This window comes from Actinoplanes campanulatus (assembly GCF_014647795.1).
Lineage (GTDB): Bacteria > Actinomycetota > Actinomycetes > Mycobacteriales > Micromonosporaceae > Actinoplanes > Actinoplanes campanulatus.
Genome location: NZ_BMPW01000002.1, coordinates 331,356 through 356,584, shown reverse-complemented (window position 1 = coordinate 356,584; position 25,229 = coordinate 331,356). Strand labels below are relative to the sequence as shown.

The 25,229-nt window shown below is 73.1% G+C and carries 23 protein-coding genes; 14 read left to right on the top strand and 9 right to left on the bottom strand.

Translation table 11 applies throughout. From position 1 onward, the window contains the following. Positions 1-25: 25 nt before the first annotated feature. Positions 26-1,039 (top strand): SDR family NAD(P)-dependent oxidoreductase, encoded by a 1,014-nt coding sequence (locus IEZ13_RS06465; protein WP_183217772.1) that lies wholly within the window; start codon positions 26-28, stop codon positions 1,037-1,039. Positions 1,040-1,043: 4 nt separating this feature from the next. Here the strand turns inward: IEZ13_RS06465 and IEZ13_RS06460 are convergent, their stop codons facing one another. From IEZ13_RS06460 to IEZ13_RS06440, 5 genes are all read right to left on the bottom strand, one after another. Further along, complete coding sequence (locus tag IEZ13_RS06460) at positions 1,044-1,592, bottom strand: TetR/AcrR family transcriptional regulator (protein ID WP_183217770.1); 549 nt, start codon at positions 1,590-1,592, stop codon at positions 1,044-1,046. Positions 1,593-1,648: 56 nt separating this feature from the next. After that, on the bottom strand, positions 1,649-1,945 hold the full coding sequence (locus tag IEZ13_RS06455) for a MoaD/ThiS family protein (RefSeq protein ID WP_183217768.1): 297 nt from the start codon (positions 1,943-1,945) through the stop codon (positions 1,649-1,651). Continuing rightward, a complete protein-coding gene (locus tag IEZ13_RS06450; protein ID WP_183217766.1) occupies positions 1,942-3,060 on the bottom strand; it encodes a WD40/YVTN/BNR-like repeat-containing protein in 1,119 nt (372 codons plus the stop codon). The genes IEZ13_RS06455 and IEZ13_RS06450 overlap by 4 nt, the downstream gene beginning before the upstream one ends. A 120-nt stretch (positions 3,061-3,180) precedes the next feature. Beyond that, positions 3,181-4,173 (bottom strand): Ppx/GppA family phosphatase, encoded by a 993-nt coding sequence (locus IEZ13_RS06445; RefSeq protein ID WP_229794493.1) that lies wholly within the window; start codon positions 4,171-4,173, stop codon positions 3,181-3,183. A gap of 93 nt (positions 4,174-4,266) precedes the next feature. After that, positions 4,267-5,829 (bottom strand): CocE/NonD family hydrolase, encoded by a 1,563-nt coding sequence (locus IEZ13_RS06440; protein ID WP_183217765.1) that lies wholly within the window; start codon positions 5,827-5,829, stop codon positions 4,267-4,269. 124 nt (positions 5,830-5,953) lie between these two features. Between IEZ13_RS06440 and IEZ13_RS06435 the strand changes: the two genes are divergently transcribed. Further along, the gene (locus tag IEZ13_RS06435) at positions 5,954-6,520 is read left to right on the top strand and encodes a TetR/AcrR family transcriptional regulator (protein ID WP_183217763.1); all 567 of its coding nucleotides are present in this window, start codon (positions 5,954-5,956) and stop codon (positions 6,518-6,520) included. A 197-nt stretch (positions 6,521-6,717) separates the two neighbouring features. On the opposite strand, the gene IEZ13_RS06430 is transcribed toward IEZ13_RS06435, so the two are convergent. After that, positions 6,718-7,731: a DUF2278 family protein gene (locus IEZ13_RS06430; RefSeq protein WP_183217761.1), complete on the bottom strand. Its 1,014-nt coding sequence runs from the start codon at positions 7,729-7,731 to the stop codon at positions 6,718-6,720. 209 nt (positions 7,732-7,940) lie between these two features. On the opposite strand from IEZ13_RS06430, the gene IEZ13_RS06425 reads away from it, so the two are divergent. From IEZ13_RS06425 to mdlC, 5 genes are all read left to right on the top strand, one after another. Beyond that, positions 7,941-9,245: a hemolysin family protein gene (locus IEZ13_RS06425; RefSeq protein WP_183217759.1), complete on the top strand. Its 1,305-nt coding sequence runs from the start codon at positions 7,941-7,943 to the stop codon at positions 9,243-9,245. 167 nt (positions 9,246-9,412) lie between these two features. Then, the gene (locus IEZ13_RS06420; protein ID WP_183217757.1) at positions 9,413-10,375 is read left to right on the top strand and encodes an ABC transporter substrate-binding protein; all 963 of its coding nucleotides are present in this window, start codon (positions 9,413-9,415) and stop codon (positions 10,373-10,375) included. Beyond that, positions 10,372-11,130: an ABC transporter permease gene (locus tag IEZ13_RS06415; RefSeq protein ID WP_183217755.1), complete on the top strand. Its 759-nt coding sequence runs from the start codon at positions 10,372-10,374 to the stop codon at positions 11,128-11,130. The genes IEZ13_RS06420 and IEZ13_RS06415 overlap by 4 nt, the downstream gene beginning before the upstream one ends. After that, the gene (locus IEZ13_RS06410; protein ID WP_203833676.1) at positions 11,115-11,867 is read left to right on the top strand and encodes an ABC transporter permease; all 753 of its coding nucleotides are present in this window, start codon (positions 11,115-11,117) and stop codon (positions 11,865-11,867) included. Before IEZ13_RS06415 ends, IEZ13_RS06410 begins: the two co-directional genes overlap by 16 nt. Next, complete coding sequence (mdlC, locus tag IEZ13_RS06405) at positions 11,867-13,432, top strand: benzoylformate decarboxylase (protein ID WP_183217753.1); 1,566 nt, start codon at positions 11,867-11,869, stop codon at positions 13,430-13,432. The genes IEZ13_RS06410 and mdlC overlap by 1 nt, the downstream gene beginning before the upstream one ends. Here the strand turns inward: mdlC and IEZ13_RS06400 are convergent. Next, a complete protein-coding gene (locus IEZ13_RS06400) occupies positions 13,388-14,170 on the bottom strand; it encodes an ABC transporter ATP-binding protein (RefSeq protein ID WP_229794492.1) in 783 nt (260 codons plus the stop codon). The two genes, mdlC and IEZ13_RS06400, sit on opposite strands and share 45 nt — an antisense overlap. Positions 14,171-14,379: 209 nt before the next feature. Between IEZ13_RS06400 and IEZ13_RS06395 the strand changes: the two genes are divergently transcribed. Continuing rightward, positions 14,380-15,822, top strand: a complete 1,443-nt coding sequence (locus IEZ13_RS06395; RefSeq protein WP_183217751.1) for a serine/threonine-protein kinase — start codon at positions 14,380-14,382, stop codon at positions 15,820-15,822. A 135-nt stretch (positions 15,823-15,957) separates the two neighbouring features. Here the strand turns inward: IEZ13_RS06395 and IEZ13_RS06390 are convergent, their stop codons facing one another. Next, positions 15,958-17,889 carry a hybrid sensor histidine kinase/response regulator gene (locus tag IEZ13_RS06390; protein WP_229794491.1) on the bottom strand — a complete coding sequence of 644 codons (1,932 nt, stop codon included), beginning with the start codon at positions 17,887-17,889 and terminating at the stop codon, positions 15,958-15,960. 66 nt (positions 17,890-17,955) lie between these two features. Between IEZ13_RS06390 and IEZ13_RS06385 the strand changes: the two genes are divergently transcribed. The 6 genes from IEZ13_RS06385 to IEZ13_RS06360 are packed head-to-tail and all read left to right on the top strand — an operon-like array spanning position 17,956 to position 23,797. Further along, a complete protein-coding gene (locus IEZ13_RS06385; protein ID WP_229794490.1) occupies positions 17,956-18,915 on the top strand; it encodes a 3-oxoacyl-ACP synthase III family protein in 960 nt (319 codons plus the stop codon). Continuing rightward, positions 18,912-19,649, top strand: a complete 738-nt coding sequence (locus IEZ13_RS06380; RefSeq protein ID WP_183217747.1) for a glycosyltransferase family 2 protein — start codon at positions 18,912-18,914, stop codon at positions 19,647-19,649. The genes IEZ13_RS06385 and IEZ13_RS06380 overlap by 4 nt, the downstream gene beginning before the upstream one ends. Positions 19,650-19,687: 38 nt before the next feature. Further along, positions 19,688-21,145, top strand: a complete 1,458-nt coding sequence (locus tag IEZ13_RS06375) for an AMP-binding protein (protein WP_183217745.1) — start codon at positions 19,688-19,690, stop codon at positions 21,143-21,145. Further along, positions 21,142-21,915, top strand: a complete 774-nt coding sequence (locus IEZ13_RS06370; RefSeq protein WP_183217743.1) for a glycosyltransferase family 2 protein — start codon at positions 21,142-21,144, stop codon at positions 21,913-21,915. The genes IEZ13_RS06375 and IEZ13_RS06370 overlap by 4 nt, the downstream gene beginning before the upstream one ends. After that, positions 21,912-23,291, top strand: a complete 1,380-nt coding sequence (locus IEZ13_RS06365; protein WP_229794489.1) for a cytochrome P450 family protein — start codon at positions 21,912-21,914, stop codon at positions 23,289-23,291. The genes IEZ13_RS06370 and IEZ13_RS06365 overlap by 4 nt, the downstream gene beginning before the upstream one ends. Then, positions 23,288-23,797 carry an NAD-dependent epimerase/dehydratase family protein gene (locus tag IEZ13_RS06360; protein ID WP_183217741.1) on the top strand — a complete coding sequence of 170 codons (510 nt, stop codon included), beginning with the start codon at positions 23,288-23,290 and terminating at the stop codon, positions 23,795-23,797. The genes IEZ13_RS06365 and IEZ13_RS06360 overlap by 4 nt, the downstream gene beginning before the upstream one ends. A 56-nt stretch (positions 23,798-23,853) precedes the next feature. Here the strand turns inward: IEZ13_RS06360 and IEZ13_RS06355 are convergent, their stop codons facing one another. Continuing rightward, positions 23,854-25,191, bottom strand: a complete 1,338-nt coding sequence (locus IEZ13_RS06355; protein WP_183217739.1) for a hypothetical protein — start codon at positions 25,189-25,191, stop codon at positions 23,854-23,856. Positions 25,192-25,229 lie beyond the last annotated feature (38 nt).

Below are 25,229 nucleotides of genomic sequence, written 5' to 3'. Positions count from 1 at the left end.
CCCCCGACCGAAGGGAAACCACCCTATGACGACCGCGCCGAAGCCCCTGACCGCGGCGAACACCGTCGGTGAATGGCTCGACCACCCGGTGGGCGGCCCGGCTCTGGGCGAGCTGCTCGCGGCGGGCGGCGCCGACGCCTCCTCGCTCGCGCCGGTCCGCGGAATCCCGCTCCAGCAGCTGGTCGCCCTCAGCCAGGGCAAGATGCCGCAGTCGGTGATCGACGACCTGGTGCTCCAGGTCAACGGCGGCGTCGCCCCGGTCGAGTCCGGCGAGAGCGCCGGCTGGCAGGAGCGGATCACCGCCGGCCGGTTCGACGGCAGGACGGTCATCGTGACCGGCGCCGCCTCCGGCATCGGGCGGGCCACCGCGTCCCGCATCGTCCGCGAGGGCGGCCGGGTCATCGGCGTCGACATCACCGCCGAGAAGCTCAAGGAGGCCGAGGCCGAGCTGGGCGAGTCGTTCGTCGCGGTCGCCGGGGACATCACCCGGTCGGGCGACATCGAGCGGATCGTGGCCGCCGCCGGCGACCGCATCGACGGCCTGGCCAACATCGCCGGTGTGGTCGACGACTTCAGCCCGGCCCACGAAACAGCCGACGCCGTCTGGGAGAAGGTCTTCGCGGTCAACGTGGACGGTGTCTTCCGCCTCACCCGCGCGGTTCTGCCGGCCATGCTCTCCGCCGGGCGCGGCGCGATCGTCAACGTCGCCTCCGAGGCGGCGCTGCGCGGCAACGCCGCGGGCGTCGCCTACACGGCGTCCAAGCACGCGGTCGTCGGCATCACCAAGAACACCGCGTTCATGTACGGGCAGCAGGGCATCCGGACCAACGCGGTGGCGCCCGGCGGGGTGGCCACCGGCATGGCCCCGGTGAACACCTCGGAGTTCGGGCGCGGGCGGACCGGCCCGTTCCTCCAGCTCATCCCGGGCGTGGCGATGGCCGAGCACCTGGCCGCGTCGATCACCTTCCTGCTCAGCGACGACGGGGTGAACCTCAACGGCGTGGTCCTGCCGTCCGACGGCGGCTGGTCCGTGCAGTAGCCGGTCACCCGCGCGGGGTCAGGGCCTGCTGCAACAGCGCGCCGTAGCGCGCCACCAGGACCGGCCGGTCGGCGGTCACCAGATGCTCGTCCTCCACCACCCAGAGGGCGTAGAGCAGACCGCCGACCACCGCGGCGGCCAGACGTGCCCGGATGTCGGCGTCCGGGCCGGTGAGGCGGGCCCGGACGGGCTCGACGAAGGTGCGCTCGTGGATGTCCTGGAGGCGGGCCTGGATCCGCTGCTCGTTGCTGCCGTGCACCAGTGCCAGGTAGACGCCGCGGATGTCGTCGTCGGCGAGCAGCACCTCGACGAACCGCTCACCGAACCGCTCCAGCGGGACGTCGAGCAGCGGCTCGTCGTCGATGGTCAGGTGCATGGTGTCCAGGAACAGCAGCTCCTTGGTCCCGAAGTGCCGGATCACCAGCGCCGGGTTGGTGGCGGCCTGCGCCGCGATGTCGCGCACCGACGTGCGGGCGAAGCCACGCTCCCGGAAGAGACGGGTCGCCGCGTTACGGATCTCCTCGCGGGTCGCCTCCCCGGTACGCCTGGCCATGCCCCCGATCGTATGCCGCCACCAGCATCGACGATCCCGGCAGGCCGGGGGCCGGGTCAGCCGCCGGCCATCGCGCCGACCACCATGAACGGCTCCTCACCCTTGACCACCCGGTCCGGCAGCGGATCGTCCGGCGACTCGTTGGACAGGTCCTCCTCGCAGGCGAAGAAGCGCACCAGCGCCCTCCGCTTGCCGGTGGCCCGGTCCCGCATGGTGCCGCGCAGCATCGGATAACGCTCCTCGACCGCGTCGAGGACGTGCCGCTGGGTCACCTCCCCGGGCACCTCGACCCGCACCTCCCCGGTCACGTGCGCGAGATTGCGCAGGTGCGGCGGGAGGACGACACGGATCACGGCAGCACCTGCACTTCCACGGAGAGCACCGGAGGCAGGTCGCGGACGACGGCGCGCCACGTGTCGCCGCTGTCGGCGGAGGCGTACACCTGGCCGCCGCTGGTGCCGAAGTAGATGCCGCAGGAGTCGAGCGTGTCGACCGCCATCGCGTCACGGAGCACGTTGACGTAGCAGTTCTCCTGGGGCAGGCCGGCGGTGAGGGCCTCCCACCGCTCGCCCCCGGTCCGGCTGCGGTAGACGCGCAGCCGGCCGTCCATCACGAAGTGCTGCTGGTCGCTGGTGATCGGCACCACGTAGATCGTCTCCGGCTCGTGGGCGTGCACCGCGATCGGGAAGCCGAAGTCGGTCGGCAGGTCCCCGCTCACCTCACGCCAGTTGGCGCCGGCGTCGTCGCTGCGCATCACGTCCCAGTGCTTCTGCATGAACAGCGTGTCCGGGCGGGACGGGTGCATGGCGAGCCGGTGCACGCAGTGGCCCACCTCGGCGTCCGGGTCGGGCAGCTCCATGTTGCTCTGCAATCCCCGGTTGACCGGCTGCCAGGTCTCGCCGCCGTCGTCGCTGCGGAACACGCCGGCCGCCGAGATCGCCACGTAGATGCGGTCCGGGTTCACCGGGTCCAGCAGGATCGTGTGCAGGCACATGCCGCCGGCGCCGGGCTGCCACTTGGGTGCCGACGGATGGGTACGCAGGCCGGTGAGCTCCACCCATTTCTGGCCGCCGTCGGTGCTCTTGTAGAGGGCGGCGTCCTCGACCCCGGCATACACCGTGTCCGGGTCGGTGCGGGACGGCTCCAGGTGCCAGACCCGTTTGAACTCCCACGGGCGCGGGGTCCCGTCGTACCAGAGATGGTCTCCGACGTCGCCGGCGTAGGTGAAGTCGTTGTCCACCGTCTCCCAGTTGGCGCCGCCGTCGTCGGAGCGCTGGATGATCTGGCCGAACCAGCCGCCGGACTGCGACACGTAGAGCCGGTCGGTGTCCACCGGCGAGCCGTTGGCGTGGTAGATCTCCCATCCGGCGAAGTGCGGGCCGTCCACCTTCCAGTCCTCGCGCTTGCCGTCCGAGGTCAGGATGAACAGTCCCTTACGTGTCCCGACCAGCAATCGAACACCGCTCACGTTCCACTCCCCTCCTGTCGACCCATAGACGCATGATGGTGCGCGTCACATCACCCTGGGGAGTCTAGGACGAATGTTCGACCGATAGGGGACATCCCGTTTCGATCCGGCGTGACGTTCTCAGTCCCAGGGCACCCAGGCGGCGTTGCCCAGCGGAACCTGCCGGGCCTCCAGTTCGCGCAGCAGGATGCCCTCGCGCAGGCCCCACGGGCAGATCCGCAGCGACTCGACGCCGAGCCGGCGCATCACCTCGTGCGCCACGATGGCCCCGGCCAGAATCTGCCGGGCCCGGTGCGGCGACACACCGGGCAGCCGGGCCCGTTTCGGGCTGGGCATCGCGGCCAGCCGCTTGATCCAGGGCCGCAGCGCCCGGGCCGTCAGCTCGCGCGGCACGAACGGGCCGAGCCGCAGCGGCGGCGCCCCGGTCAGCCGGGCCAACTGCTGGAAGGTCTTCGAGGCGGCCACCGAAGTCCGCGGCGACTCCCAGGAGGTACGGGCGGCGACCTCGGCGAACCGGTCCCGCACATGCCGCCGCAGCCGTTCGACGGCCCGCGGCGAGGGCGGATCGCCGTCGCGGAGGAACTCGCGGGTCAGCCGGCCGGCGCCGAGCGGCAGGGACATCGCCGACTCGGGCAGCCGGTCCCGGCCGAACGCCACCTCGAGGCAGCCGCCGCCGATGTCGACCATCAGCATCGGGCCGGCCTGCCAGCCCAGCCAGCGCCGGGCGGCCAGGAAGGTGAGCCGGGCGTCCTCGACGCCGGAGAGCGTGCCGAGGCGTACGCCGGTCGCCTTCTCGACCGCGACCAGCGCCTCGTCGCGGTTGGGCGCGTCCCGGACCACCGCCGTGGTGTAGGCGAACATCCGGTTCACCCCGGCACGGCGGGCCTCACCGGCCGCCTCGCCCACCGCGTCGATCAGGCGCCGCATCGCCTCGTCGCCGATCGTGCCGTCGGCCGGCAGCCGGTGCGCCAGCCGCGGCCGCCGCTCCCACGTGTGGACCGGCAGCGGCAGCCCCGACTCCGCGTCGGCCACCACCAGATTGACCGTATTCGACCCGACATCGAGCACACCCAGGCGCATGTGCCGCCGCATACCCAGAAACTCCACCGTCATGGCCGGATTGTCGCGCGGCCGGCCAGGCCCCGTGGAGGACCGCCGAGTATGGATCACCGGCCGGGCCGCCGGTGATCCATACCCGTGGTCCGGTCAGCCGATCGGCACGTCCAGGTAGGACCCGCCGCCGATGGTGATCGAGTCGCCGGCGGCGTTCTCGTCGTAGTAGAGCGGGTCGACGGTGTCCACCACGAGGGTCAGCGAGTGCCCGGCCGGCACGTCGTAGGCGGCGGCCGGCAGCTTCAGGTCGATGCTGCGGGCGCCGGCCGCGCCGGTCAGCCAGGTGGCCGGGGCGTGGGTGATCAGCTTGGCGTTGCCGATCGCGTCCAGGTCGTAGAGGTAGGCGACCACGGTGCCCCGGGCCTCGGTGCCGGACAGTTCCAGGTGCAGCTTCGGCACCCCGCGGATCCGCTGCACCGTCGACGGCCGCTCGGCCGCCCAGACGCCGGCCTCGCCACGGTCCACGAACGGCAACCAGATCTCCGGCTGTTCGCCGGTGATCGCGGCCGCGCCGTTGGTGAGCAGCACGACGCCGCCGCAGGCGACCGTGTCCTCGTCGGTGGGGATCTGCTTGGTCCAGCCGCTGCTGACCGCGCCGCCGAGCAGGCCGGTCCCGTCGAGCGTGCGGATCCGGCCGAGGCCGTGGCGGACCGTCGAGGTGGTCTGCGCCGACCAGCTCGGGTACGTCTCGCCGGAGGCGTTCAGCGGCTTCAGGTAGATCGGGTTCGCCCGCGTCGCCCCGGTCGCCAGGTGCTCGTCGAGCCAGGAGTAGAGGCTGGTCCAGACGTCGTTGGGCAGGCCCAGCACGCCGGACAGCTCGGCGATCGCGTGGTCGCCGGGCCGCAGTTCGAGCCGCTTCGGGGTGGTCAGCTTGCCGTAGAAGTCGACCAGCTGGTTCGGCGGGAAGAAGGTGTCGCCCCAGCCGTTGGCGATCAGCACGGCCGGCCGGTTCGCGTTGATCGCGTCGATGTAGGTGGCCGCCGAGCGCACCTTCGCCCAGGCCATCACCGAGGCGACGTCCTGGTTGCCGTTGAACCTGCCCAGCATGGTGGTCAGCTCGGCGCTCGGCTTGCCGACGATCTGCGCGGCCAGTTCCAGCAGGCCGGCCGACTGCCGGTGCCGGGTCGAGTCGGCGTACAGCGAGTAGGCCAGATCGGTCCAGCCGGAGAGCACCCCGACCGCACGGATCCGGCTGTCGAAGGCGGCGCCGAGCAGACTGATCCCGGCCCCGTACGAGATGCCGGCCGCCCCGATCCGGGCCGGGTCGGCGGCGGTGTTCGCCATCGTCCAGTCGACCACCCTGGACAGATCGGCCATGTCCTTCGGCCCGGCGGTGTCGATCTCGCCGCCGGACAGCCACCACCCGCGCGGCGTGTACGACACGACGACGTAGCCGCGGCCGGCGAGCACCCGGGCCTGCGCCAGGTACTCCAGATCGTTGAGGCCCCAACTGGACGGCAGGATCACGGCCGGGTGCCGCCCGGCCGCCGAGGGCGCGATGACGTTGGCCTTGAGGACGACGCCGCCGTCACCGGCGATGTCGACGGCGCTGAAACCGGTCGTAGCCACGGCGGCGTGGGCTGGCGACGTGATGACCGAAGTGGACGCAACCAGAGCGAACGCGGTGAACAACGTGATCAGACGACGAAGCGCCATCAACACTCCTCGATGGTCGGAGCGAACGTGGCGGCAGCGTAGAAACCGGTTCCGAGAATTTGAAGATGGTGACATTCTCGTTACCGGCTAGTAACGTAACTGGTCGGTAGCAAGGGGGGCGCGAGTGATCTACGGAACCCCGACAGCGCGTCGCCGCGACGCCCAGCGCAACCGTGCGGCCATTCTCAAGGCCGCGAGCGCCGTGCTGGCCCGCGACGAACCGGGCGCCCTGATGCCGGAGATCGCCCGCCGGGCCGGAATCGGACAGGCCACCCTCTACCGGCACTTCCCGGACCGCACCGCGCTGACCGTCGCGGTCATCGCCTATCAACTGGAGATCCTAGAGGCCCGGGTCAACACCCACTCCACACACCCGGCCGGTTTCCGCGACCTGCTCCGCGAGGTGCTGCACTCACAGATCGAGATGCGCGGCCTGATCCGGCTGGCCCGCCGGTTCGACGTCGGCACCCAGCAGCGCTACATGCGGCGCCTGATCGCCGCCTTCGCCACACCGATGCGCCAGGCCCGCGAGCACGGGCACGTCCGCGCCGACCTCACCCCGGCCGACCTGACCCTGCTCTTCACCATGGTGCAGAGCGTCGTGGAGGCCACGGGCGACGCGACGGCCGCCCGCACCGCCGCGGACCGCGCCGTCAGCCTGATGCTCGACGGCGTCTTCCTACCGGACTGAGCGGACCCGTTCCACACGTTCACGGGGAGTTCCGGCCGACCCGGGGCTTTCGGAGGTGAGCGCACACGAAAGCCGCAACGTGGGTGGCCAGGCAGGCTATATGCCATGTGGGCGCACACGACACCGCCGCCGTGTGCGCCCACCCGCCCTCGGGCGAGCGCGGGCGACCGGTCGGCACGAGCCGGACCACGATTTCTCTAGAAGACGACCGTCCAGCCCTCGCGCCGGCCCTGATCGCCGGTCCAGGCCACGCCGTCCACCTTGAGCCCGCGACCGTCCAGCAGGGTGAGCGTGCCGCCCCCGTTGCCGAGCTGGGCCGGCGCCACCCCGACCTGGATCACCGCTCCGGCCGCCAGCCGGCCGCTCAGCGGATGCCGGGCCCCGGCCCGGTCGGCCAGCGACCAGCCGGCCAGGTCGATCTCCCGCGGCGTGGTGTTCAGCAGCGTCACGCTCTCCGGCTCGGGCGCCGGGCCGGGCGGGTTGACCAGCGCCGCGACGATCCGGACGAGGTGGTCGGGCTCCTCCGGCGACGGGGCGGGCGCCGGGCCCGGCGACGGGATCCCCGGCAGCCGGTGGCCGGTGATGTCGTCGGTGTGCCAGGCCTGCGACTGGAAGGCCAGGAAGATCGCCACCCAGTCGTCGGCCGCCGGGAAGTGCAGCAGCAGCGCGCCGTCCTGGAAGACGCCGTCGTCACCGGCGAACCGGCCGTTGTTGCCCTGGTTCATGTGCACGTCGTGGATGCCGTTGCCGGGCCGGAAACCGAACACCTTGTCGGCCTTCGGCTCCGGTCCCCAGGCCTCACCGAAAACGTACGCCCGGGCGTCCAGGTCACCCAGCGCCCGCCGCACATGATGATCGAGAAAATCGCCGAGATCATTATCGGGCCCGGGCGCCGCGGTCGGAACCGGGCGCATCACGGTCCGGTCGAAAAGATTTCCGCGAATGTAGTCGATCGCCGCCGTGCCGGGCCGGCTCTCGATCTCGGTGAAGCCGTCCGGAAATGCGCGAACCCGGTCCAGGATCGGGTGCCGGAAGTCGTCGACGCCCAGGTAGAGCAGGTCGGGCGGGCTCTGCTGGGAACGCACGTTGACAGCCGCCCGGAAATCCGTCCCGGCCGCCCGAAGATGAATCTGATAATGCGGCGTTCCGGTGGTCTCCACGCGGCGGTCGACGACGGCGGCGCGCAATACCCCGTATCTCTTCAGCGGCATGAACCGGATTCGACACCCGGCCTCCGCGGTAGTCAAGGAAAACAATCGGACATTGCCCCGGAATGTGATCTTGGCTATTGCGGTCGCGGGACGCCTCGGACGTACCGGCGCAAAAGGGTGCAATAGTTCCGCTTAACGCCCGATCTCGCTGGGAATGTTCTCAGGGTCTCCGGATAGCCTGGGACCTTCGCCTCTTCGTGAAGGAGTTGATGTCCGCCGTGGGCGGATACGGCTGGCAAGTCGTCCTCGTCGTGGTGCTGGTGCTGCTCAACGCGGCGTTCTCAGGAAGCGAGATGGCGCTCATCTCGCTGCGGGAGAGCCAGTTGCAGCGTCTCGAGAAGCAGTCACGCACCGGACGGACCCTCGCCAAGCTGGCGCGGGACCCGAACCGGTTCCTCGCCACCATCCAGATCGGGATCACCCTGGCGGGTTTCCTCGCCTCCGCGGCCGCGGCCGTGTCGCTGGCGCAGCCGCTCATCGAGCCGCTGAGCTTCCTCGGCGGCGCCGCCGAACCGGTGTCGATCATCCTGGTCACCATCGTCCTGACGTTCTTCACCCTGGTCGTCGGCGAGCTCGCGCCCAAACGCATCGCCATGCAGCGCGCCGAAGGCTGGGCGATGCTGGTGGCCCGGCCGCTCGACATACTGGCCACCCTCTCCCGGCCGGTCGTCTGGCTGCTCGGCAAATCCACCGACCTGGTCGTCCGCCTCGCCGGCGGCGACCCGTCCGCCGGCCGCGAGGAGGTGAGCACCGAGGAGATCCGCGACATGGTCGCCGCCCAGCAGGACATCACCGCCGAGCAGCGCACCATCATCAGCGGCGCCTTCGAGATCGCCGACCGCATCCTGCGGGAGATCCTCGTCCCGCGCCGGGACGTGCTGATCCTCCCGGCCGGCCTGCCCGCCACCGAAGGCCTGGCCCGCCTCGTCGAGGCCGGGCACTCGCGGGCGCCGGTGACCGGCCCGATGGGTCTCGACGACGTGCTCGGCGTGGTCCATCTGCGCGACCTGATCGCCGCCGACGGATCGGTCAGCGATCACATGTTCACCCCGCTGTTCCTGCCCGAGACGCTGAAGGTGTCCGACGCCATGCGCCAGCTACGCCTCCAGCGGCAGCAGTTCGCCATGGTCGTCGACGAGCGCGGCGCCATCGACGGCATCGTCACCATGGAGGACCTCGTCGAGGAGGTGGTCGGCGAGATCTACGACGAGACCGACCGCGACGTGCAGTCGGTGATCCACGAGGACGACGGCGCCATGCTGCTGCCCGGCACCTTCCCGATCCACGACCTGCCGGACATCGGCGTCGAGATCGAGGAGACCGACGCCGGCGACTACACCACGGTGGCCGGCATGATCCTGGCCCGCCTCGGCCACATCCCCACCGTCCCCGGCGAGACCGTCCGCATCGACGGCCACACCGCCGAGGTCGTCGAGATCACCGGCCGCGCGATCACCAGGCTGCGGCTGCGCTCCCTCACCGACCACCGCAGCGAGGAACAGGCCCAGGTCTGACCCGGGCCACCCCATCCCGTCCAGCCGGTCTCCGCACCGGCTGGACGGCGCACCGCTTCCCCACGCGTGCGGGGCGGGCAAGGTGGCCGGCCGGGGCTTTCGGGCCGGGCTCGGCGGGGTGGGGCCGAGGCGGGGCATAGATCGACAATCTGCTATATGGTGCGGGGATGGGCCGGTTCCGGAAGTTGCTCGGCATCCCGCTCGTTCTCGCCCTGCTGAGTGCCTGCGGGGGTGATCCCGCGCCCCGGCAAGGTGGGGGCGGGCTGGAGCGGCCGACCATCAACGTGGCGATGTTGTCGCTGGTGGTGAACGCGCCGTACTACATCGCCGTGCGGGAGAAGCTCTTCGAGGCCGAGGGGCTGACCGTGCGGACGCAGCCGGTGCAGCAGAGCACGCAGGCGTACCCGGCGCTGAAGACCGGGGATGTGGACATCGTCTTCGCCAACAACGCGTCGATGCTGTTCGGGCACGACAAGGGTGACCTGCGGATCAACCTGGTGGCCGAGGGGACCCGGCTCACGCCGAAGTTCATGGGCGTGCTGGTGATGCCGGAGTCGCCGATCACCGACGTCAAGGGGCTGGAGGGGCACAGCCTGTCGGTGCACGTGCTCAACAACATCCAGGCGATCACCTTCGACGCGATCGCCGGGCAGAGCGGGGCCGACCCGTCGAGGATCGACTACCGGCAGGTGGTGTTCCCGCAGATGGCGGCCGCCCTGCAGAAGGGCGACCTGGACGCGATCCACAGTCAGGAGCCGTTCCTCACCGACGCGGTCCGCAAGCTCGGCGCCCGGATGGTCGCGGACGGCGGCGCGGCTCCGGCCACCGATCTGCCGCTGGACGGCTACTTCTCGCTGGAGACGTGGACGAAGGAGAACCCGAAGACCGCGGCCGCGTTCCAGCGGGCGCTGCGCAAGGCGTCCGCGATCGCCACCGACCGGGCGAAGGTGGAGGCGATCCTGCCGACCTACGCGCGGGGCATCGACCCGGAGGTGGCGAAGGTGATGACCATGCCGCACTTCGCCACCACCAGCGACCCGGCCGGTGTGCAGAGTCTGATCGACCTGATGGTCGAGCAGAAGCGGCTGACCAACCGGATCGACGCCGGAACGATCGTGTTCCAGTCTTGACGAAGTCCGGGTTGATCCTCGGCACCGCCGGGATCGCGCTGGTCGTGGCGGCGAGCGAGGCGCTCGGCCGGGCCGGGATCGTGCACCGGGACTTCCTGCCGCCGGCGTCGGTGATCCTCACCCGGGCCGGGGAGCTGGCGCTCGACCCGCTGTTCCGGGCCGACGTGGCGGCCACGCTGACCGCCTGGGGGCTGGGGCTGCTGATCGCGGTCGGCCTGGCGGTGCCGCTCGGGCTGCTGCTCGGCAGTGTGCCGCCGGTCGGTCGGGCGGTCACCACGATCGTCGAGTTCCTCCGGCCGATTCCGTCGGTGGCGCTGATCCCGCTGGTCGCGATGATGCTCGGGGCCGGGCTGGGGATGCGGCTCACGGTGATCGTCTACGCGGCGGTCTGGCCGATCCTGTTCAACACGGTGTACGGCCTGCGCGAGGTCGACCCGCTGGCCAAGGAGACGTTGCGGGCCTTCGGGTTCGGCGAGGCGAGCGTGCTGCTGCGGGTGTCGTTGCCGGCCACGCTGCCGTTCGTGGCGACCGGGGTGCGGATGGCCGCGGCGGTGGCCCTGATCCTGGCGGTGACCGCGGAGATGTTCGGCGGGTTCGGCTCCGGGATCGGGATCTTCATCGCTCAGGCGGCGAACTATCCGGGCGGCGTCGACGACACGCTGGCCGCGACGGTCTGGGCCGGGCTGATCGGGCTGGCCGTGAACGGTCTGCTGGCCGGTGGCGAACGACGGTTGTTCCGGTGGGCGTACCGATGAGGGGTTTCGCGCAGCGCTGGCTGCTCTTCGCCGCCTGCGTGGTGGCCTGGCAGGTGGTGGCGGCCGCGTCCGCGGATCCGTTCTTCCCGCCGCCGTCGGTGATCGTGCGGCAGATGTACGGCCTGGCCCGCGACGGCGTCGGCACCGAGGACGTGCTGCCCAGCATGCTGCGGCTGGGCGTTGGGTTCGTGCTGGGCTCGCTGGCCGGCGCGGTCCTCGGGCTGGCGATCGGCCGGTCCCGGTGGGCGTACCAGTTGCTGGATCCGGTGTTGCAGTTCTTCCGGGCGATCCCGCCGCCGACGCTGGTGCCGGTGTTCGTGGTGCTGTTCTCGATCGGGCCGCGCGCGCAGATCGCGTCGATCGTGTTCAGTGTGCTGTGGCCGGTGCTGCTGAACGCGGCCGACGGCGCCCGCCGGGTGGAGCCGCTGCATCTGGAGACGGCCCGGGCGTTCCGGCTGACCGGGCCGGAGCGGCTGGCGTACGTCATCGTCCCGGCCAGCCTCCCGAAGATCTTCGCCGGTCTGCGGCTGGCGCTGTCGCTGTCGCTGATCCTGATGGTCTTCTCCGAGTTGCAGCCGGGTGCGGCGAACGGCATCGGGTTCCGGTTGCAGGAGGCGACGACCAGGTTCGACTACGAGACCGTGTGGGCGGCGATCGCGCTGCTCGGGATCCTGGGCTACGCGCTCAACGCGGGCCTGCGGGTGGTGGAGCGACTCCTCTGGAGGGGACAGCCGTGATGTCGGTACGGGAGTCGTTCTTCGAGGTGTGCCGGACCGCCGGGATGACCACCTGGTTCGGCAATCCGGGCTCGACCGAGCTGCGGATGCTGCGGGACTGGCCGGACGACTTCGATTACGTGCTGGCGTTGCAGGAGGCGTCCGCGGTCGGGGCGGCCGCCGGGTACGCGGTCGCCACCGGCCGGGCCGCGCTGGTCAGCCTGCATTCGGCGGGTGGGGTGGGGCATGCGCTCGGTGCGGTGTTCAACGCGTACCGGGACCGGGTGCCGCTGGTCGTGGTGGCCGGCCAGCAGACCCGGGCGATGCTGCCGACCCGGCCGTTCCTGTCCGCGGACGAGCCGGCCGCCTTTCCCCGCCCGTACGTCAAATGGAGTCATCAGCCGGAGCGTGCCGCGGCCGTGCCGACCGCCCTGGCCGAGGCGCACCGCGTCGCGATGACGCCGCCGCGCGGCCCGGTCTTCCTCTCCGTTCCCGAGGACGACTGGGAGGCGCCCGCCGACCCGGTGCCGCGACGTGCCGTGCGGGCGGCCTTCACGGCCGGCCCGGAGGCGCTGCGGGAGATCGCCGAGGCCCTGGACGCGGCCCGCGCCCCGGCGATCGTGGCCGGTCCGGGTATCGACGAGGACGGCGCGTGGGCCGCCACGGTGGTGCTGGCCGAGACGGTCCGGGCGGTGGTGTGGGCGGCGCCGATGCCGAGCCGGGCGGCGTTCCCGGAGGATCATCCGCTGTTCGCCGGCTACCTGCCGCCGGTCCGGTCGGCGGTCGCCGGGCTGCTCGCCGGCAACGACGTGGTGCTGGTGATCGGCGCGCCGGTCTTCACCTACCACGTGCACAGCGAGGGGCCGTTCCTCGTCGACGGCGCCCGGCTGTTCCACATGGACTGTGATCCGGCGGCGGCCGCGTGGGCGGCCGCCGGGACCAGCGTGCTCACCACGGTCCGGGCCGGGGTGGAGGAGCTGGCCCGGCTGGTGAAGCCGGGCGCCCGCCCCGATCCGCCGGTCCGCGCCCGCACCCCGGCGCCGCCGCTGACCGACCCGCTCGGCGCCGACGCGGTGCTCGGTGTGCTGGACCGGCTGCGGCCGCCGGACGCGGTGCTGGTCGAGGAGGCGCCGTCGCACAAGGACGCGTTCCACGAACGGATCCCGGTCACCCGGCCGAACGGCTACCTGACCACCGGCAGCGGGGCGCTCGGCTGGGGGCTGCCGGTGGCGGTGGGCCGGGCGATCGCCGGGGAACGGGTGATCTGCGTGGTCGGTGACGGGTCGAGCCTCTATTCGATCCAGGCACTGTGGACGGCCGCCCGCCGCCGGGCACCGCTCACCGTCGTGGTGCTGAACAACCGGCGGTACGAGGCGGTGTCCGCGCTCGGCCGCCGGATCGGCATCCCGGCGGTGCCCGGTGTGGACCTGCCGGAGCTGGATCTGGTGTCGCTGGCCCGGGGCTTCGGGTTCCCGGCCGAGCGGGTCACCCGGGCCGCCGAACTGCCGGCCGCGCTGGACCGGGCGCTGGACGGCCCGTGCCTACTCGACGTCGCGGTCTCCGCCGGTGCGGGGAGCCTTTATTGACCGGCCCACCTCGGCGCGCAGTTGCACGAACCCGGGCAGCGTACGGGTGGTGATCTGCTCGCGCGGGGCGGGCAGGGTGACCGGCAGGTCGGCGCGGATCCGTCCCGGCGACCCGCCGAACACCACCACCCGGTCGCCGACGTAGACGCTCTCGTCGATGTCGTGGGTGACCAGCAGGATCGTCATGGCGTACGAGCCGCGCAGGCCGAGCAGCAGGTCCTCCAGGTCCTCCCGGGTCTGCGCGTCCACCGACCCGAACGGCTCGTCCATGAGCAGCAGCCGGGGCCGGTAGGCAAGCGCCCGCGCGATCGACACCCGCTGCTGCATGCCGCCGGACAGCTGCCACGGGTACTTCCCGGCCGATCCGCCGAGCCCGACCGACTCCAGCGCCCCGGTGGCGGCGGCGCGCCGCTGCGGACGGGCCAGCCCGCGGCGGCGCAGCGGGAGGGCGACGTTGTCGCGGACGGTCAGCCACGGGTAGAGGGAGCGGCCGTAGTCCTGGAAGACGACGGCCAGCCCGTCCGGCACGCCGTCGATGGGCCGGCCGTCGAAGCGGATCTCGCCGGCGGACGGGCGCAGCAGGCCGGCGACGCAGCGCAGCAGGGTGGACTTCCCGCAACCGGACGGGCCCACGATGCTGACCAGCGCGCCCTCGGCCACGCTCAGGTCGATGCCGGAGATCGCCGGGTGGCCGTCGGGGTAGGTGTGGGAGAGCCCTCGGACATCGAGCATCGCCATTCGGTCGATGGTAGTTGCCCGCTTCGCCCCATCACTCGGGATCCGGGTAAACACCGTCTCCGCTCCTCCGCGTGGCGGATGGAAGACAGTCATCCCGCTGGTCACAGTGGATAATCAGGCGACTCCCGAGAGTTACGTCACGCGGTTTCGAGTGGCGGCTCAGCGGTAGCGTCGAGGCTGCTTCCGACCAGGCATACCGAGGTGACTGCATGGCGACGGTGGGAGAGGTCGTTGCCGGGCGCTACCGTCTCGTCCGCCCGCTCGCCGGTGGCGGCATGAGCCGGGTCTGGCTGGCCACCGACGAGTCCGGCGACGACGCGGGGCCCGAGTTCGTGGTCGTCAAGCACTGCACCGTCCCGGCCGGGCTGCCGCCGGCGCAGCACGAGCTCATCCGCCGTCTGGCCTACCCCGAGGCCGAGGCCGCCGCCCGGGTCACGCACCCCAACGTCATCCGCACCCTGACGGTGCTCCCGTCGTGGGACGGTCCGTGGCTGGTGATGGAGTACCTTCCGTCCAAGTCCCTGCACCAGGTGGTCCGCGAGTCCGGTCCACTCACACCGGCCCGGGTCGCGGCCATCGGCCTCGCCGTGCTGGGCGGGTTGCGGGCCGCCCGCGAGGCCGGGGTGCTGCACCTCGACGTCAAACCCGGCAACGTCCTGATCGGGCTGGACGGCCGGGTCGTGCTCACCGACTTCGGCCCGGCGGTCACCCCGGCCGGGGTGCGGCGGCTCTCCGACGCCGGGGTCATCCTCGGATCCCCGAAGTACATCGCCCCGGAACGCGTCTTCGACCACGTCTCCGACGAGCGGTCCGACCTGTGGTCGCTCGGCGCGACGCTCTACCAGGCGGTGGAGGGCCGGCCACCGTTCCAGCGGGAGACCACCACCGAGATCCTGCGTGCGGTCGGCGCGGACCGGCCACCGCCGCCACGCCGGGCCGGTCCGCTCACGCCGGTGCTGGCCGGGCTGCTGCGGCGGGAGCCGGATCGCCGGATGCCGGCGGCCGAGGTGGAGGCCCGCCTCCGGCGGATCGTCGAGGCCGGGCGGGAGCGGTCACGCTCGCGGTTCCGCCGCCGGGTTCCGGCGATCGCCGCGGCGGTCACGCTGGCCGCCACCCTCACGGCCGTCGCGGCCAACGCCGAGGGCGGAGAGCGCTCGGGTACGCCGTCCGCGGTCCCCACCCACATCCCCGCCGTCGTGACGTCGACGCCACCGGCCCCGGAGGGTTTCACCTGGTGGATCGACCCGAGCGGGTTCCGGGTGGCGATCCCGGCGAACTGGCGGCCCGGCGAGCTCTCGGCCGGGGGACTGTCCTTCACCGGCGGCAGGCGGGGCCGGACCGTCCTGGGCATCACCCCGCTCGACCGGCCGCCCCGCGACGTGGTGGCCTCGCTGGAGGACGCCGAGCGTGACGCCGGCCTGGAGGGTTACCGCCGCCTGCGCCTCCAGGAGCTGCCCGAGCCGCTCAGCGCCGTCTGGGAGTACACGTTCCGCGCCCCGGACGGCACCGTCATGCGGGCGCTGCGCCGGGTGACCAGCAGCGGCGGCCGGTCCTATGTGATCGAGTGGCGGACACCCCGCTCGTCGTGGGCGTCCGAACTGGACCGCTTCACCGTGGTCCTGGCCTCCTTCGGCCCCCGCTCCGGCGCCTGACCCCGGCGGGGAGCCGGCCGGGGTGAGGGTGACCGGCCGCTCACGCCCGGCGGGCGCGTCCACGTGCCTGGAGTCGCAGCGCCTCGCGGGTATGCAGGATCGGGGCGGGTAGCCCGTACCGGAAAAGAATCGACGTCAGCGCGAGTCGCGGACGGCCGTGGGGACCACCTCGGCGATCTTGTGGAGGAGGTCGTTCGCGGTGAAGGGCTTCTCGATGAAGGCGATGTCGCCGTCGAGCACGTGGGTGGTGCCGAGCAGGCCGTTGCTGTAGCCGGACATGTAGAGGACCGGCAGTTCGGGGTGCGTGTCGTGGATGATCTCGGCGAGCCGGCGGCCGGACATCTCGGGCATGATCACGTCGGTCAGGAGGGCGTCGCAGTCGTGCTGGCGGAAGAGGGTGAGGGCCTGCCGGCCGTCGGTGGCGGTGAGGACGTGGTAGCCGGCGCCGGCCAGGATCCGGGTGACCACCCGGGCCAGGGCGGGCTCGTCCTCGACCACCAGGACGGTCTGGCCGGATCCGGGCGGCGGATCGTCCTGGCGCGACGACGCGGGGGTGGCCGTGCCGGGGACCGTGACCATCGGCAGGTAGATGCGGAAGGTCGTGCCGACGCCGGGTTCGGAGTAGACGTTGAGGCTGCCGCCGGCCTCCGAGACGATGCCGTAGACGGTGGACAGGCCGAGTCCGGTGCCCTTGCCGCGCGGCTTGGTGGTGTAGAAGGGCTCGAAGATGTGCGCCGCCACGTCCGCGGTCATGCCCTCGCCGGTGTCGCTGACCAGCAGGCGGGCGTAGGTTCCGGCGGGCAGCGACGGCTGCATGTCGAGCTCGTCGCCGTCGATGGCGGCGGCGTTGGCCTCCAGTACCAGGGTCCCGCCGTCCGGCATCGCGTCCCGGGCGTTGATGGCCAGGTTGAGCAGCACCTGCTGGATCTGGCCGGGGTCGGCGTGCACCACGACCGGCTCGGCGGACGGCACGGTGATCAGGTTGATGTGCTCGCCGATGGTCCGCGCGAGCATGGCCTGGACCTCGGCGAGGGCCGCGTTGAGGTTGACGTCCCGCGGCTGGATGGTGTCGCCGCGGGTGAAGGTGAGCAGCTGGCGGGTCAGGTTGATGGCCCGGTCGGCGGCGCTGCGCACGTGCTTGAGGTCGGTCTCCAGCGTCTCGTTGCCGGCCGCCTCCTCGGTCGCGAAGTCGGTGTAGTTCACGATGATCGCCAGGATGTTGTTGAAGTCGTGCGCCACCCCGCCGGCCAGTTTGCCCAGGCTCTCCATGCGCTGCGCCTGGTGGGTGCGCTCCTCGACGACCCGGCGGCGCTCGGCGGCCTCCTTGACGGCGGTGATGTCCCGGGCCACCACCGAGATGCCGGTGGGCCGGCCGGCACGGTCCCGGATCGCCGCCACGCTCAGCGACGCCTCGATCGGTGTGCCGTCCTTGGCGAAGCGCCGCGTCTCGTAGGTGACGCCCCGCTCCCGCTGGTCGATGATCCGGTGCCGGATGTCCCGCTGCTCGACCGCGCCCTCCTCGTCGGCGAGAAGGGCCACGGACCGCCCGATGATCTCCGCGGCGGTGTAGCCGAAGAGCCGTTCGGCGCCGCCGTTCCACGCGGTGACGACGCCTTCCAGGGTCAGCCCGATGATCGCGTCGTCGGTGTGCTCGACGACCGCCTCCAGGGTGGCCCGGTGCGTGTCCGCCTCGTCGAGCAGCCGCTGCTGGTGCGGGCCGGTGTAGATCGCGCCGCGCAGTGGCGCCTGTCTCCGGCGGACCGTCCAGTAGTACACGCCGACCGCCGCGGTGGCCACGTTCCACCAGGCCAGCACCCAGAGCCAGCCGATCGCCACGGAGTGGTCACCTTGGCCCAGGTTGGCGAGCGCCAGGTACGCGTGCAGCCCGTGCCCGATCGCCGAGGTGAGGAAGATGAGCGCGGTGGCGACCGCGAGCCGGTTGGCCCGCAGTTGACCCGCCCGGGCCAGGGGCACCGCGATGGCCACCGCGATCGCCGCATAGGTGATCATGGTGCCCAGGTTTCCCAGCAGGAAGAGCTGTTCCGGCACGGTCGTCCTATCGGACACTGAACCGTCATGCTGAGGGACCGGCGGCTGCTGTGGGGGGGGATAGTGCGGGTAGGGATCACCGGGGTGGGCGCGCATCTGCCGGAGCGTGAGGTCGGCACCGCCGAGCTCCAGGACGGCATCGGGCGGCTGCCCCGCGGCCTGCTCGCCCGGCTCACCGGCATCGAGCGGCGGCGCATCGCGAGCGACGGCGAGTACGCCTCCACCCTCGGCCTGCACGCCGCCCGTGCCGCGCTGGAGGCCGCCGAGCTGGACCCGCTCGACATCGACCTGCTGCTGTTCGCCTCGGCCAGCCGGGACATGGTGGAGCCGGCCACCGCGCACATCCTCCAGGACACCCTCGGCAGCCGGGCGCACGCCCTGGACGTGACGAACGCCTGCAACAGCTTCGTCAACGGCATCGACCTGGCCCGGTCGATGATCCTGGCCGGGCGGGCCCGGCGGGCGCTGGTGGTGACCGGGGAGACGCCGAGCCGGGTGATGCGGCCGCGGGTGGCGGACATGGCGGAGGCGCGACGGTCGTTCGCCGGGTTCACGTTCGGTGACGCCGGGGCGGCCGTGGTGGTGGAGCCGGTGGATCGTGGCGGCATCCTGGACATCGACACCGAGACGTTCTCCGAGCACTGGACGGTCGGCGGCATCCCGGGCGGCGGGTCGCGGCACCCTCGGGGGGACGAGTACTCGTACTTCACCGGCGACGGGCACAAGCTACGCGGTGTGTTCGAGAAGATCGGGGCCAGCATCCTGGACCGGGTGCGGGCGCGGACCGGGTTCGAGTTCACCGACTACACGAAGATCCTGGTGCATCAGGTGACGCTGCCGTACCTTGAGCGGTTCGTCGAGGTGACCGGGGTGCCCCGGGATCGGCTGGAGGTCACCGTCACCTCGTTGGGGAACATGGCCAGCGCCACGCTCGGCGTCCAGTTAGACAGGATATTTCCGTATTTGTCGCCCGGTGACCGGGTGCTGTTCATGGGTCTCGGCGGCGGCGTCAGCATCATGACCATGGTCTGGGAACGCTCGTGACGCGCCTCTGGGTCGTGGTGCCCGCCTACAACGAGACGGCCCGGATCAGCGCCACCCTGTACGCCCTCGCCGCCCAGACCGACACGGACTTCACCCTGCTCGTGGTGGACAACGGCTCCACCGACACGACGGTCGAGGCGGTCCGGGCGTTCGCGCCGTGCGCCCCGTTCCCGGTGCACGTGATCGTCGAGCCGGAGAAGGGGGTCGGCTGCGCGGTCGACACCGGGTTCCGGCACGCCATCGGGGGCGGGGCGGTCCTGATCGCGCGTACCGACGCGGACTGCCTGCCCCGGCCCGGGTGGGTGGCGGCGGCCCGGGCCGCGCTGGACGGCGGCGCCGGGATGGCGTGCGGCCGGATCACCGCCCGGCGTGACGAGCACGGTCCGGCCGGGCGGGCGGTGTTCGCGCTGTTCGTGGCGCTGGCGGCGGCGTTCGGGCGGATCCGGCCGGCACACCGGGGGGACGGGAGCCTGGCGCCGTACCGGATGCACGCCGGGAACAACATGGCGATCACGGCGGCGCTCTACGAGGCGTGCGGGGGGATGCCGCGGCGGCCGTCGCCGACCGACCGGCTCTTCCTCAACCGGGTCCGCCGGACCACCTCATCGATCGTGCACAGCCGGTCGATGGTGGTGGAGAACTCGACCCGGCGGCTGCGCGCGTACGGAGTGCTGCGGACCGCCCGCTGGTACCTCGACCGGGGCAGCGGCCCGCTCTCCCCCGACCCCCGATGAGACCCGACCCCCGACGAGGACCGTGTTGAGGTGCCCTCTTGCTCGATGAGCTGAGCGCGGGCCTGCGGGCCGGCGACGACCGGCCCGCGCTCGCCGGCCGGCTGACCCGTGGCGATCTGGCCGTGCTGCGGGACCGGTACGCGACCGCCCTGCACGCGCGGGGCCTCACCGCGGGTGACACGCTCGGGATCGCGATCCGTCCCGGGCCGCGGGCGCTGGCCATGGTGCTGGCGGCCTACCGTCTCGGGGCCCGGGTGGCTCTGCTGGATCCGACGGCGGGGCCGGATGTGCTCCGGGCACGGTTGGCGCTCGCCCCGCCCGCGTTGATCATCGCGGATGCCGCGGCGCAAGCGGTAGCGGGCTGGGCGGCTCCGTTGGCGCGCCGGATCGGCTTGGCCCTGCCGGATTTTTCTGAGATGTCCGAAACCGTCACCGTGGGGCCCCGCGTACCCGGCAACGCTCCCTCGCTCGTTCTGAGAACGGGTCCCGTGCCGAGGCCCTACGACGGCGACGGCGACGCGGTCATCATCTTCACCTCGGGTACGACCAGCAGCCCCCGCGCCGTGGTGCACACCCGCTCCGGCCTCGACACCGGACTGCGCGCCGTACACGACCTGGTCCGGCCGCGCCCCGGGATCCCGGTGCTCGGCGGCACCTTCTTCGTCATGGTCCCGTCGCTCGCCGCCGGGGCGCCGGTCGCCGCGCCGGCCCGCCGTCCACGTACCCTCACGAAGCAGGTCACCGGCCTGAAACCGCAGGCCACCTACCTGACGCCACCACAGATCCGGGCCGCCCTCGACGCCGGCGTGCCGTTCACCGGCCGGGTCTACAGCGGCTCCGCCCCGGTCTCGGCGAACCTGCTCGCCCGGGTCCGCGCGGCCGGCGCCGACGAGGCGTGGGGTGTCTACGCGCTCACCGAGGTCTTCCCGGCGGCCGCCGTCCCGTCCGGCGAGAAGGCCGCCTACGACGGCGACGGCGACCTGGTCGGTGACCTGCTGCCCGGGGTGCGGGCCCGCCTCGACGACACCGGGCAGCTGCTGCTCGCCGGGGCCGGCGTCTGCGACCGTTACCTCGGCGCGGAGCCGCACGAGTGGGTCGCCACCGGGGATGTGGCGGCGGTGACGAGCCGCCGCGTCGTCCTGGCCGGGCGCTGCAAGGACATGATCCTGCGGCGGGCCGAGAACATCTATCCCGGCCTCTACGAGCCGGCCCTGCACGTGCCCGGTGTCGCCCTCGCGGTCCTGGTCGGCGTGCCCGCCGGCGACGGCGACGAACACGTGGTCGCGGTGGTCGAGACGGCGCCGGGCGCCAGCCGTCCCGCGGTCGAGGCCGCGCTGCGCGAGCCGCTCCGCCGGATGGGCGCGGCCCGCCCGGACCGCGTGCTCTTCGCGCCGGTCCCGCTCGCCGGCCGCTCCCGCAAACCCGACCGGGGCGCGGCCGCGTCGCTCGCCGCCGGCATTCCGCATCAGAGAAGACCTCCGGGGGTACGGGGATGAGCACCCGATTCCCGCCCGGCCTCGCCGTGGTCGTGCCCGCCTTCGACGAGGCCGCCACGATCGGTGTCGTGCTGGAGGCGCTCGCCGCCCAGACCGACCGGGACTTCCGGCTGATCGTGGTCGACAACGCGTCCACCGACGGCACCGCCGGGGTGGTCCACCGGTTCGCGGTGGGCGCGCCGTTCCCGGTGGAGGTGGTCACCGAACCGTCCCCCGGCGCCGGAACCGCGGCCGACACCGGTTTCCGGCACGCCATCGCCACCGGCGCGACACTGCTGGCCCGGACCGACGCCGACTGTCGCCCGGCCCCGGACTGGGTGGCGACCGCCCGCGCCCACCTGGCCGCCGGCGCCGAACTCGTCTGCGGGCGCAGCGTCCCCCGCCGCGACGAGAACCCCACCTGGGCGGAACGCCACGTCTTCCCGGCGGCGGTCCGGCTCGCCGCCCTCTACGGCCGCCACCGGAAGGCGCACCGGGATCCCGCGTACCGCACCCCGTACGTCCTGATCCACGGACACAACCTGGCCGTGACCGCCGACCTCTACCAGCGCTGCGGCGGCACCGCCCGGGAACGCCTGGAGGACGGGTCCGAGGACGTCACCATGCTCAACCGCGCCCGCCGCGAGACCAGCCGCATCGTCCGGGCCGAGGACCTGGTCGTCGAGGCCAGCCTGCGCCGGCTGCGCGCGTGGGGTGCCCGCCGCACCCTCCTCTGGTACTGGGACCGCCGCTGGCGCCCACCCACCTCGACGGAGGTCCACGTCCGGTGACCGATGCCGACCTCCCCTCCCCGCCGCCGCGGCCGGCCCCGGATCCGCCGGACACCCCCGACCTCCCACCGCCACCCGGTCACGGTCCGGCCGCGACCCCGCGGCGGGCCTCGGCGGCCGGTCAGCGGCGGGCGCGGCGCCGGGACCGGCAGGTCTACCTGCGCGCCCACCCGGTGCTGTTCACGCTGCTCGCGGCCACCCGGCGCCGGGCCGCGCTCCGGCTCGGCGGGACGGTGATCGCGCACTCCGCCACCGCCTACCTGGACGGTCTCACCCGCGTCCCGCTGGACCGGACCGCGGAGGGCACCACGGGCGGAGCGGCCGGGCGGCTGGCCGGCGGCGGCCTGCTGTTCGACCAGGAGGGCGACGACCACCGCGGTTCCCGCCGCTCCCTCGCCGAGTCGCTCGGCGCGGACGGGGTGGCCCGGCTGCGCCCGATCTGGCTCGCGGTCCTCGAACGCCGCCTGGCCCCACTCGCCGACGGCCGGCCGATCGACCTGGTGGACGTGGCCGCCGAGCTCTCCGGAACCACGGCGGCCGCCCTGCTCGGCGTCGACGTGGACGGCCGCGACCTCGCCGCGGCGGCCCGCGCGGCCGCCGCGGCCGCCGCCCGCGAACATCTGCCCGGCCTCACCCTCCCGCACCACCGCCGGGCCGCCCACCGCGCCGCGGCCCGCCTGAACGCCCTGCTGACCCCGGCTCCCGCTGGCCACATGCCGTCTTCCCACAGCCCGCCCGGCTCTTTACCCTCCGGCGACCCGAACGCCAGCGGCCCACCCGACTCCTCTCCCGCCGGCGACCCGAACGCCAGCGGCCCACCCAACTCCTCTCCCGCCGGCGATCCGAGTGCGAGCGGGCCGGCCGGGGACGGGCTGGCGGCGATGCTGGCGGTGGCCGCGATCAACACGACCGTCGCCGGGGTGCCGCGCGCGGTGGCCTGGTGCGCCGACGCCGATCTCTGGGCGTACGCCGAGTCCGCCCCCGAGGCCCTGACCGCCGAGCTGCTGCGGGTGACCGCGGCGACCCCGCTGCTGCCCCGGGTCGCGGCGGGCGGCGGTGTCGTCGGCGGGTGCCCGGTCGGTGCCGGTGACCGGCTGATCCTGGTGGCGCGGCACGCGGCCGGCGCACACCACCGCGACCCCGATCCCACCGACCCGGCGCCGGCCCGGATCGCCCAGCTGGTCTTCGGCGCCGGTCCGCACGCCTGCCCCGGTGCGCGCCTGGCCCGGCTCCAGCTGACCGACACCCTCACGGCGCTGGCCCGCTACCGCCCCGAGGTACGGGCGGCCCGCGCCGACCGCCGCAGCGCCCTGCCCGGCTGGTCCAGCCTGATCGTGGCGGCCCGATCCGCGAGGACCATCCGCTGGCCGGGATGACCGCCTACGGCCGGACCAAGGCGGCCGGGGAACGCCTGGCCCTGGCGGCGGGCGCGGTCGTCCTGCGGCCCCGGGCCGTCTACGGTCACGGCGACCCGCACCTGCTGCCGCGGCTGCGACGGGTGGTGCGCGGCGGGCAGGCGCTGCTCCCGGGCCCGGACGTCCCACTCAGCCTGACCGCGGTGGAGAACCTGGCCGACGCCTGCCTGGCCGCCACCGGCTGGCCCTCGGCGGCCTACAACATCGCGGACGCCGAGCCCTATCAGCGTGACCGGGTCGTCGAGGCGGTCTGCGGGGTCCGCGTCCGCCATCTGCCGATCCCCGTGGCGACCGCCGCCGCGACCATGGCGACCGCCCTGGCCCGCGTCACCCGGCGGCCGCCGGTGCTGACCCGCTACGCCGTGGAACAGCTGACCAGCGCGGTGATCCTGGACATCGGCCGGGCCCGAGCCCAGGGCTGGGCCCCGCGCCGCACACTGGCGGACTTCCTCAGCGAGGTGCACTGACCACGGCGCGTCAGTTGCGGCGGCCACGGCGCGTCAGTTGCGGCGGCCACGGCGCTTCAGTTGCGGCGGCCACGGCGGCCGAAGAGCAGGGCCAGCAGTCCACCGAGGACGAGGGCCGCGCCGCCGAAGCCGTACGCCGTCACGTCGGTGCCGGTCAGGGCGAGCTGGCCGTCGGGCGTACCCGCGGAAGGCGAAGGCGAGGCGACGGGCGAGGGCGGCGACGCCGGAATCCGGCCGGCCGGCTGCACCGCGGCGGGCGTGGGGGAGGTACGGCCGCGCGGGTGCGCGCCGTAGGGCTTGCCGTCATGCACCGCGGCCGGCGCGCAGGCCGCCGCGGACAGGTGCCCGAGCGTCACGTCCAGCACGTGCACCTGGCCGAGTTTGACCTGGACCCGGACGCTGGCCGCCTCGGCGCGTACCTGCCGTCCGTTGATCTGCTGCTTCAGGTCGCCGAGGGAGACCCGGACCTGGAGCGCCGCCGGGCTGCGCTCCTCGATCCCGCCGAGCAGATCGAGCGAGACCGCCGTGCCGGCGTCCTTGAGCACGTGCGCCGATTCGCCGGCCGCGGTCACCGAGAGCATCGCCGGCTTGTAGGTGACCTTGGAGTTGGCCCGGTCACCGCCCGCGATCACCTCGAGCCGGGGCTGGTTGATCACCTTGATCGAGATCTCCTGCGGAGTGCCGGCGAAGAGGCTCAGGTCGCTGAGCGCGGCGCCGGCCGCGGAGCGTACGCCGATCCGGCCCCTCCCCACCGGTACGAGATCCGTGGCGGTCTGGGTGGATCCGCTCGGCCCGACCCGCAGCAGCCCGGTCCGGCGCCGGTCGGCCTGCAGGGCCGGGACCGGTCCGGTGCCGTCCAGCAGCGAGAGCCCGCCGAGCATGACGGCCGACCTGGTCAGCGGCCCGGTCCGGCCGCACCGGTACCCCCGCTCCCAGGTCGCGTGGGCGGTGGCCTTGCCGAGTTTCACCGTGGCCAGCCCGGCCGCCTGGAACTGCGCCAGTTCGGCGGTGACCGGACCGTTCTGCCGCGACGGGGCCATGTGCTGCGCCCCGGTGCCGCCACCCGGGATGCCCAGCAGCTTGGCGTCGGCGTGCCGGCCTCCGGCGACCGTCTTGAACGGCCGGCCCGCGCTGTTCACGGTGCCGTCGGACACGGCGAGCCGGACGTCGGCGAGGGCGGGCAGGCCCTCCACCAGCGGGCCCGGGTCGAGCATCGTGATCTTGGCGAGCCCGGCCTCGGCCCGGGCGGTGAAGTCACCGATATGGCAGCCTTCGGCGGCGGGCGTCGCGGGGGTCGCGGCCGCCGGCGCCACGGGAAGGGCGAGCGCGGCCGCCACTCCGGCCGCGGCCGCGGTGAGGTGGGCGGGACGGGACGAGGAACGGGCGATCGGCATGAGATCTCTTCCGGCTGGGGGAGTTGTCGGATCTCTCA

Bases quoted from the DNA above. Each gene is read 5' to 3' on its own strand.
- mdlC (WP_183217753.1), top strand. From the start codon at position 11,867: ATGTCGGTACGGGAGTCGTTCTTCGAGGTGTGCCGGACCGCCGGGATG.
- IEZ13_RS06430 (WP_183217761.1), bottom strand. From the start codon at position 7,731: ATGCCGCTGAAGAGATACGGGGTATTGCGCGCCGCCGTCGTCGACCGC.
- IEZ13_RS06370 (WP_183217743.1), top strand. From the start codon at position 21,142: ATGAGCACCCGATTCCCGCCCGGCCTCGCCGTGGTCGTGCCCGCCTTC.
- IEZ13_RS06445 (WP_229794493.1), bottom strand. From the start codon at position 4,173: ATGACGGTGGAGTTTCTGGGTATGCGGCGGCACATGCGCCTGGGTGTG.
- IEZ13_RS06465 (WP_183217772.1), top strand. From the start codon at position 26: ATGACGACCGCGCCGAAGCCCCTGACCGCGGCGAACACCGTCGGTGAA.
- IEZ13_RS06355 (WP_183217739.1), bottom strand. From the start codon at position 25,191: ATGCCGATCGCCCGTTCCTCGTCCCGTCCCGCCCACCTCACCGCGGCC.
- IEZ13_RS06420 (WP_183217757.1), top strand. From the start codon at position 9,413: ATGGGCCGGTTCCGGAAGTTGCTCGGCATCCCGCTCGTTCTCGCCCTG.
- IEZ13_RS06425 (WP_183217759.1), top strand. From the start codon at position 7,941: ATGTCCGCCGTGGGCGGATACGGCTGGCAAGTCGTCCTCGTCGTGGTG.
- IEZ13_RS06440 (WP_183217765.1), bottom strand. From the start codon at position 5,829: ATGGCGCTTCGTCGTCTGATCACGTTGTTCACCGCGTTCGCTCTGGTT.
- IEZ13_RS06360 (WP_183217741.1), top strand. From the start codon at position 23,288: ATGACCGCCTACGGCCGGACCAAGGCGGCCGGGGAACGCCTGGCCCTG.
- IEZ13_RS06460 (WP_183217770.1), bottom strand. From the start codon at position 1,592: ATGGCCAGGCGTACCGGGGAGGCGACCCGCGAGGAGATCCGTAACGCG.
- IEZ13_RS06395 (WP_183217751.1), top strand. From the start codon at position 14,380: ATGGCGACGGTGGGAGAGGTCGTTGCCGGGCGCTACCGTCTCGTCCGC.
- IEZ13_RS06400 (WP_229794492.1), bottom strand. From the start codon at position 14,170: ATGGCGATGCTCGATGTCCGAGGGCTCTCCCACACCTACCCCGACGGC.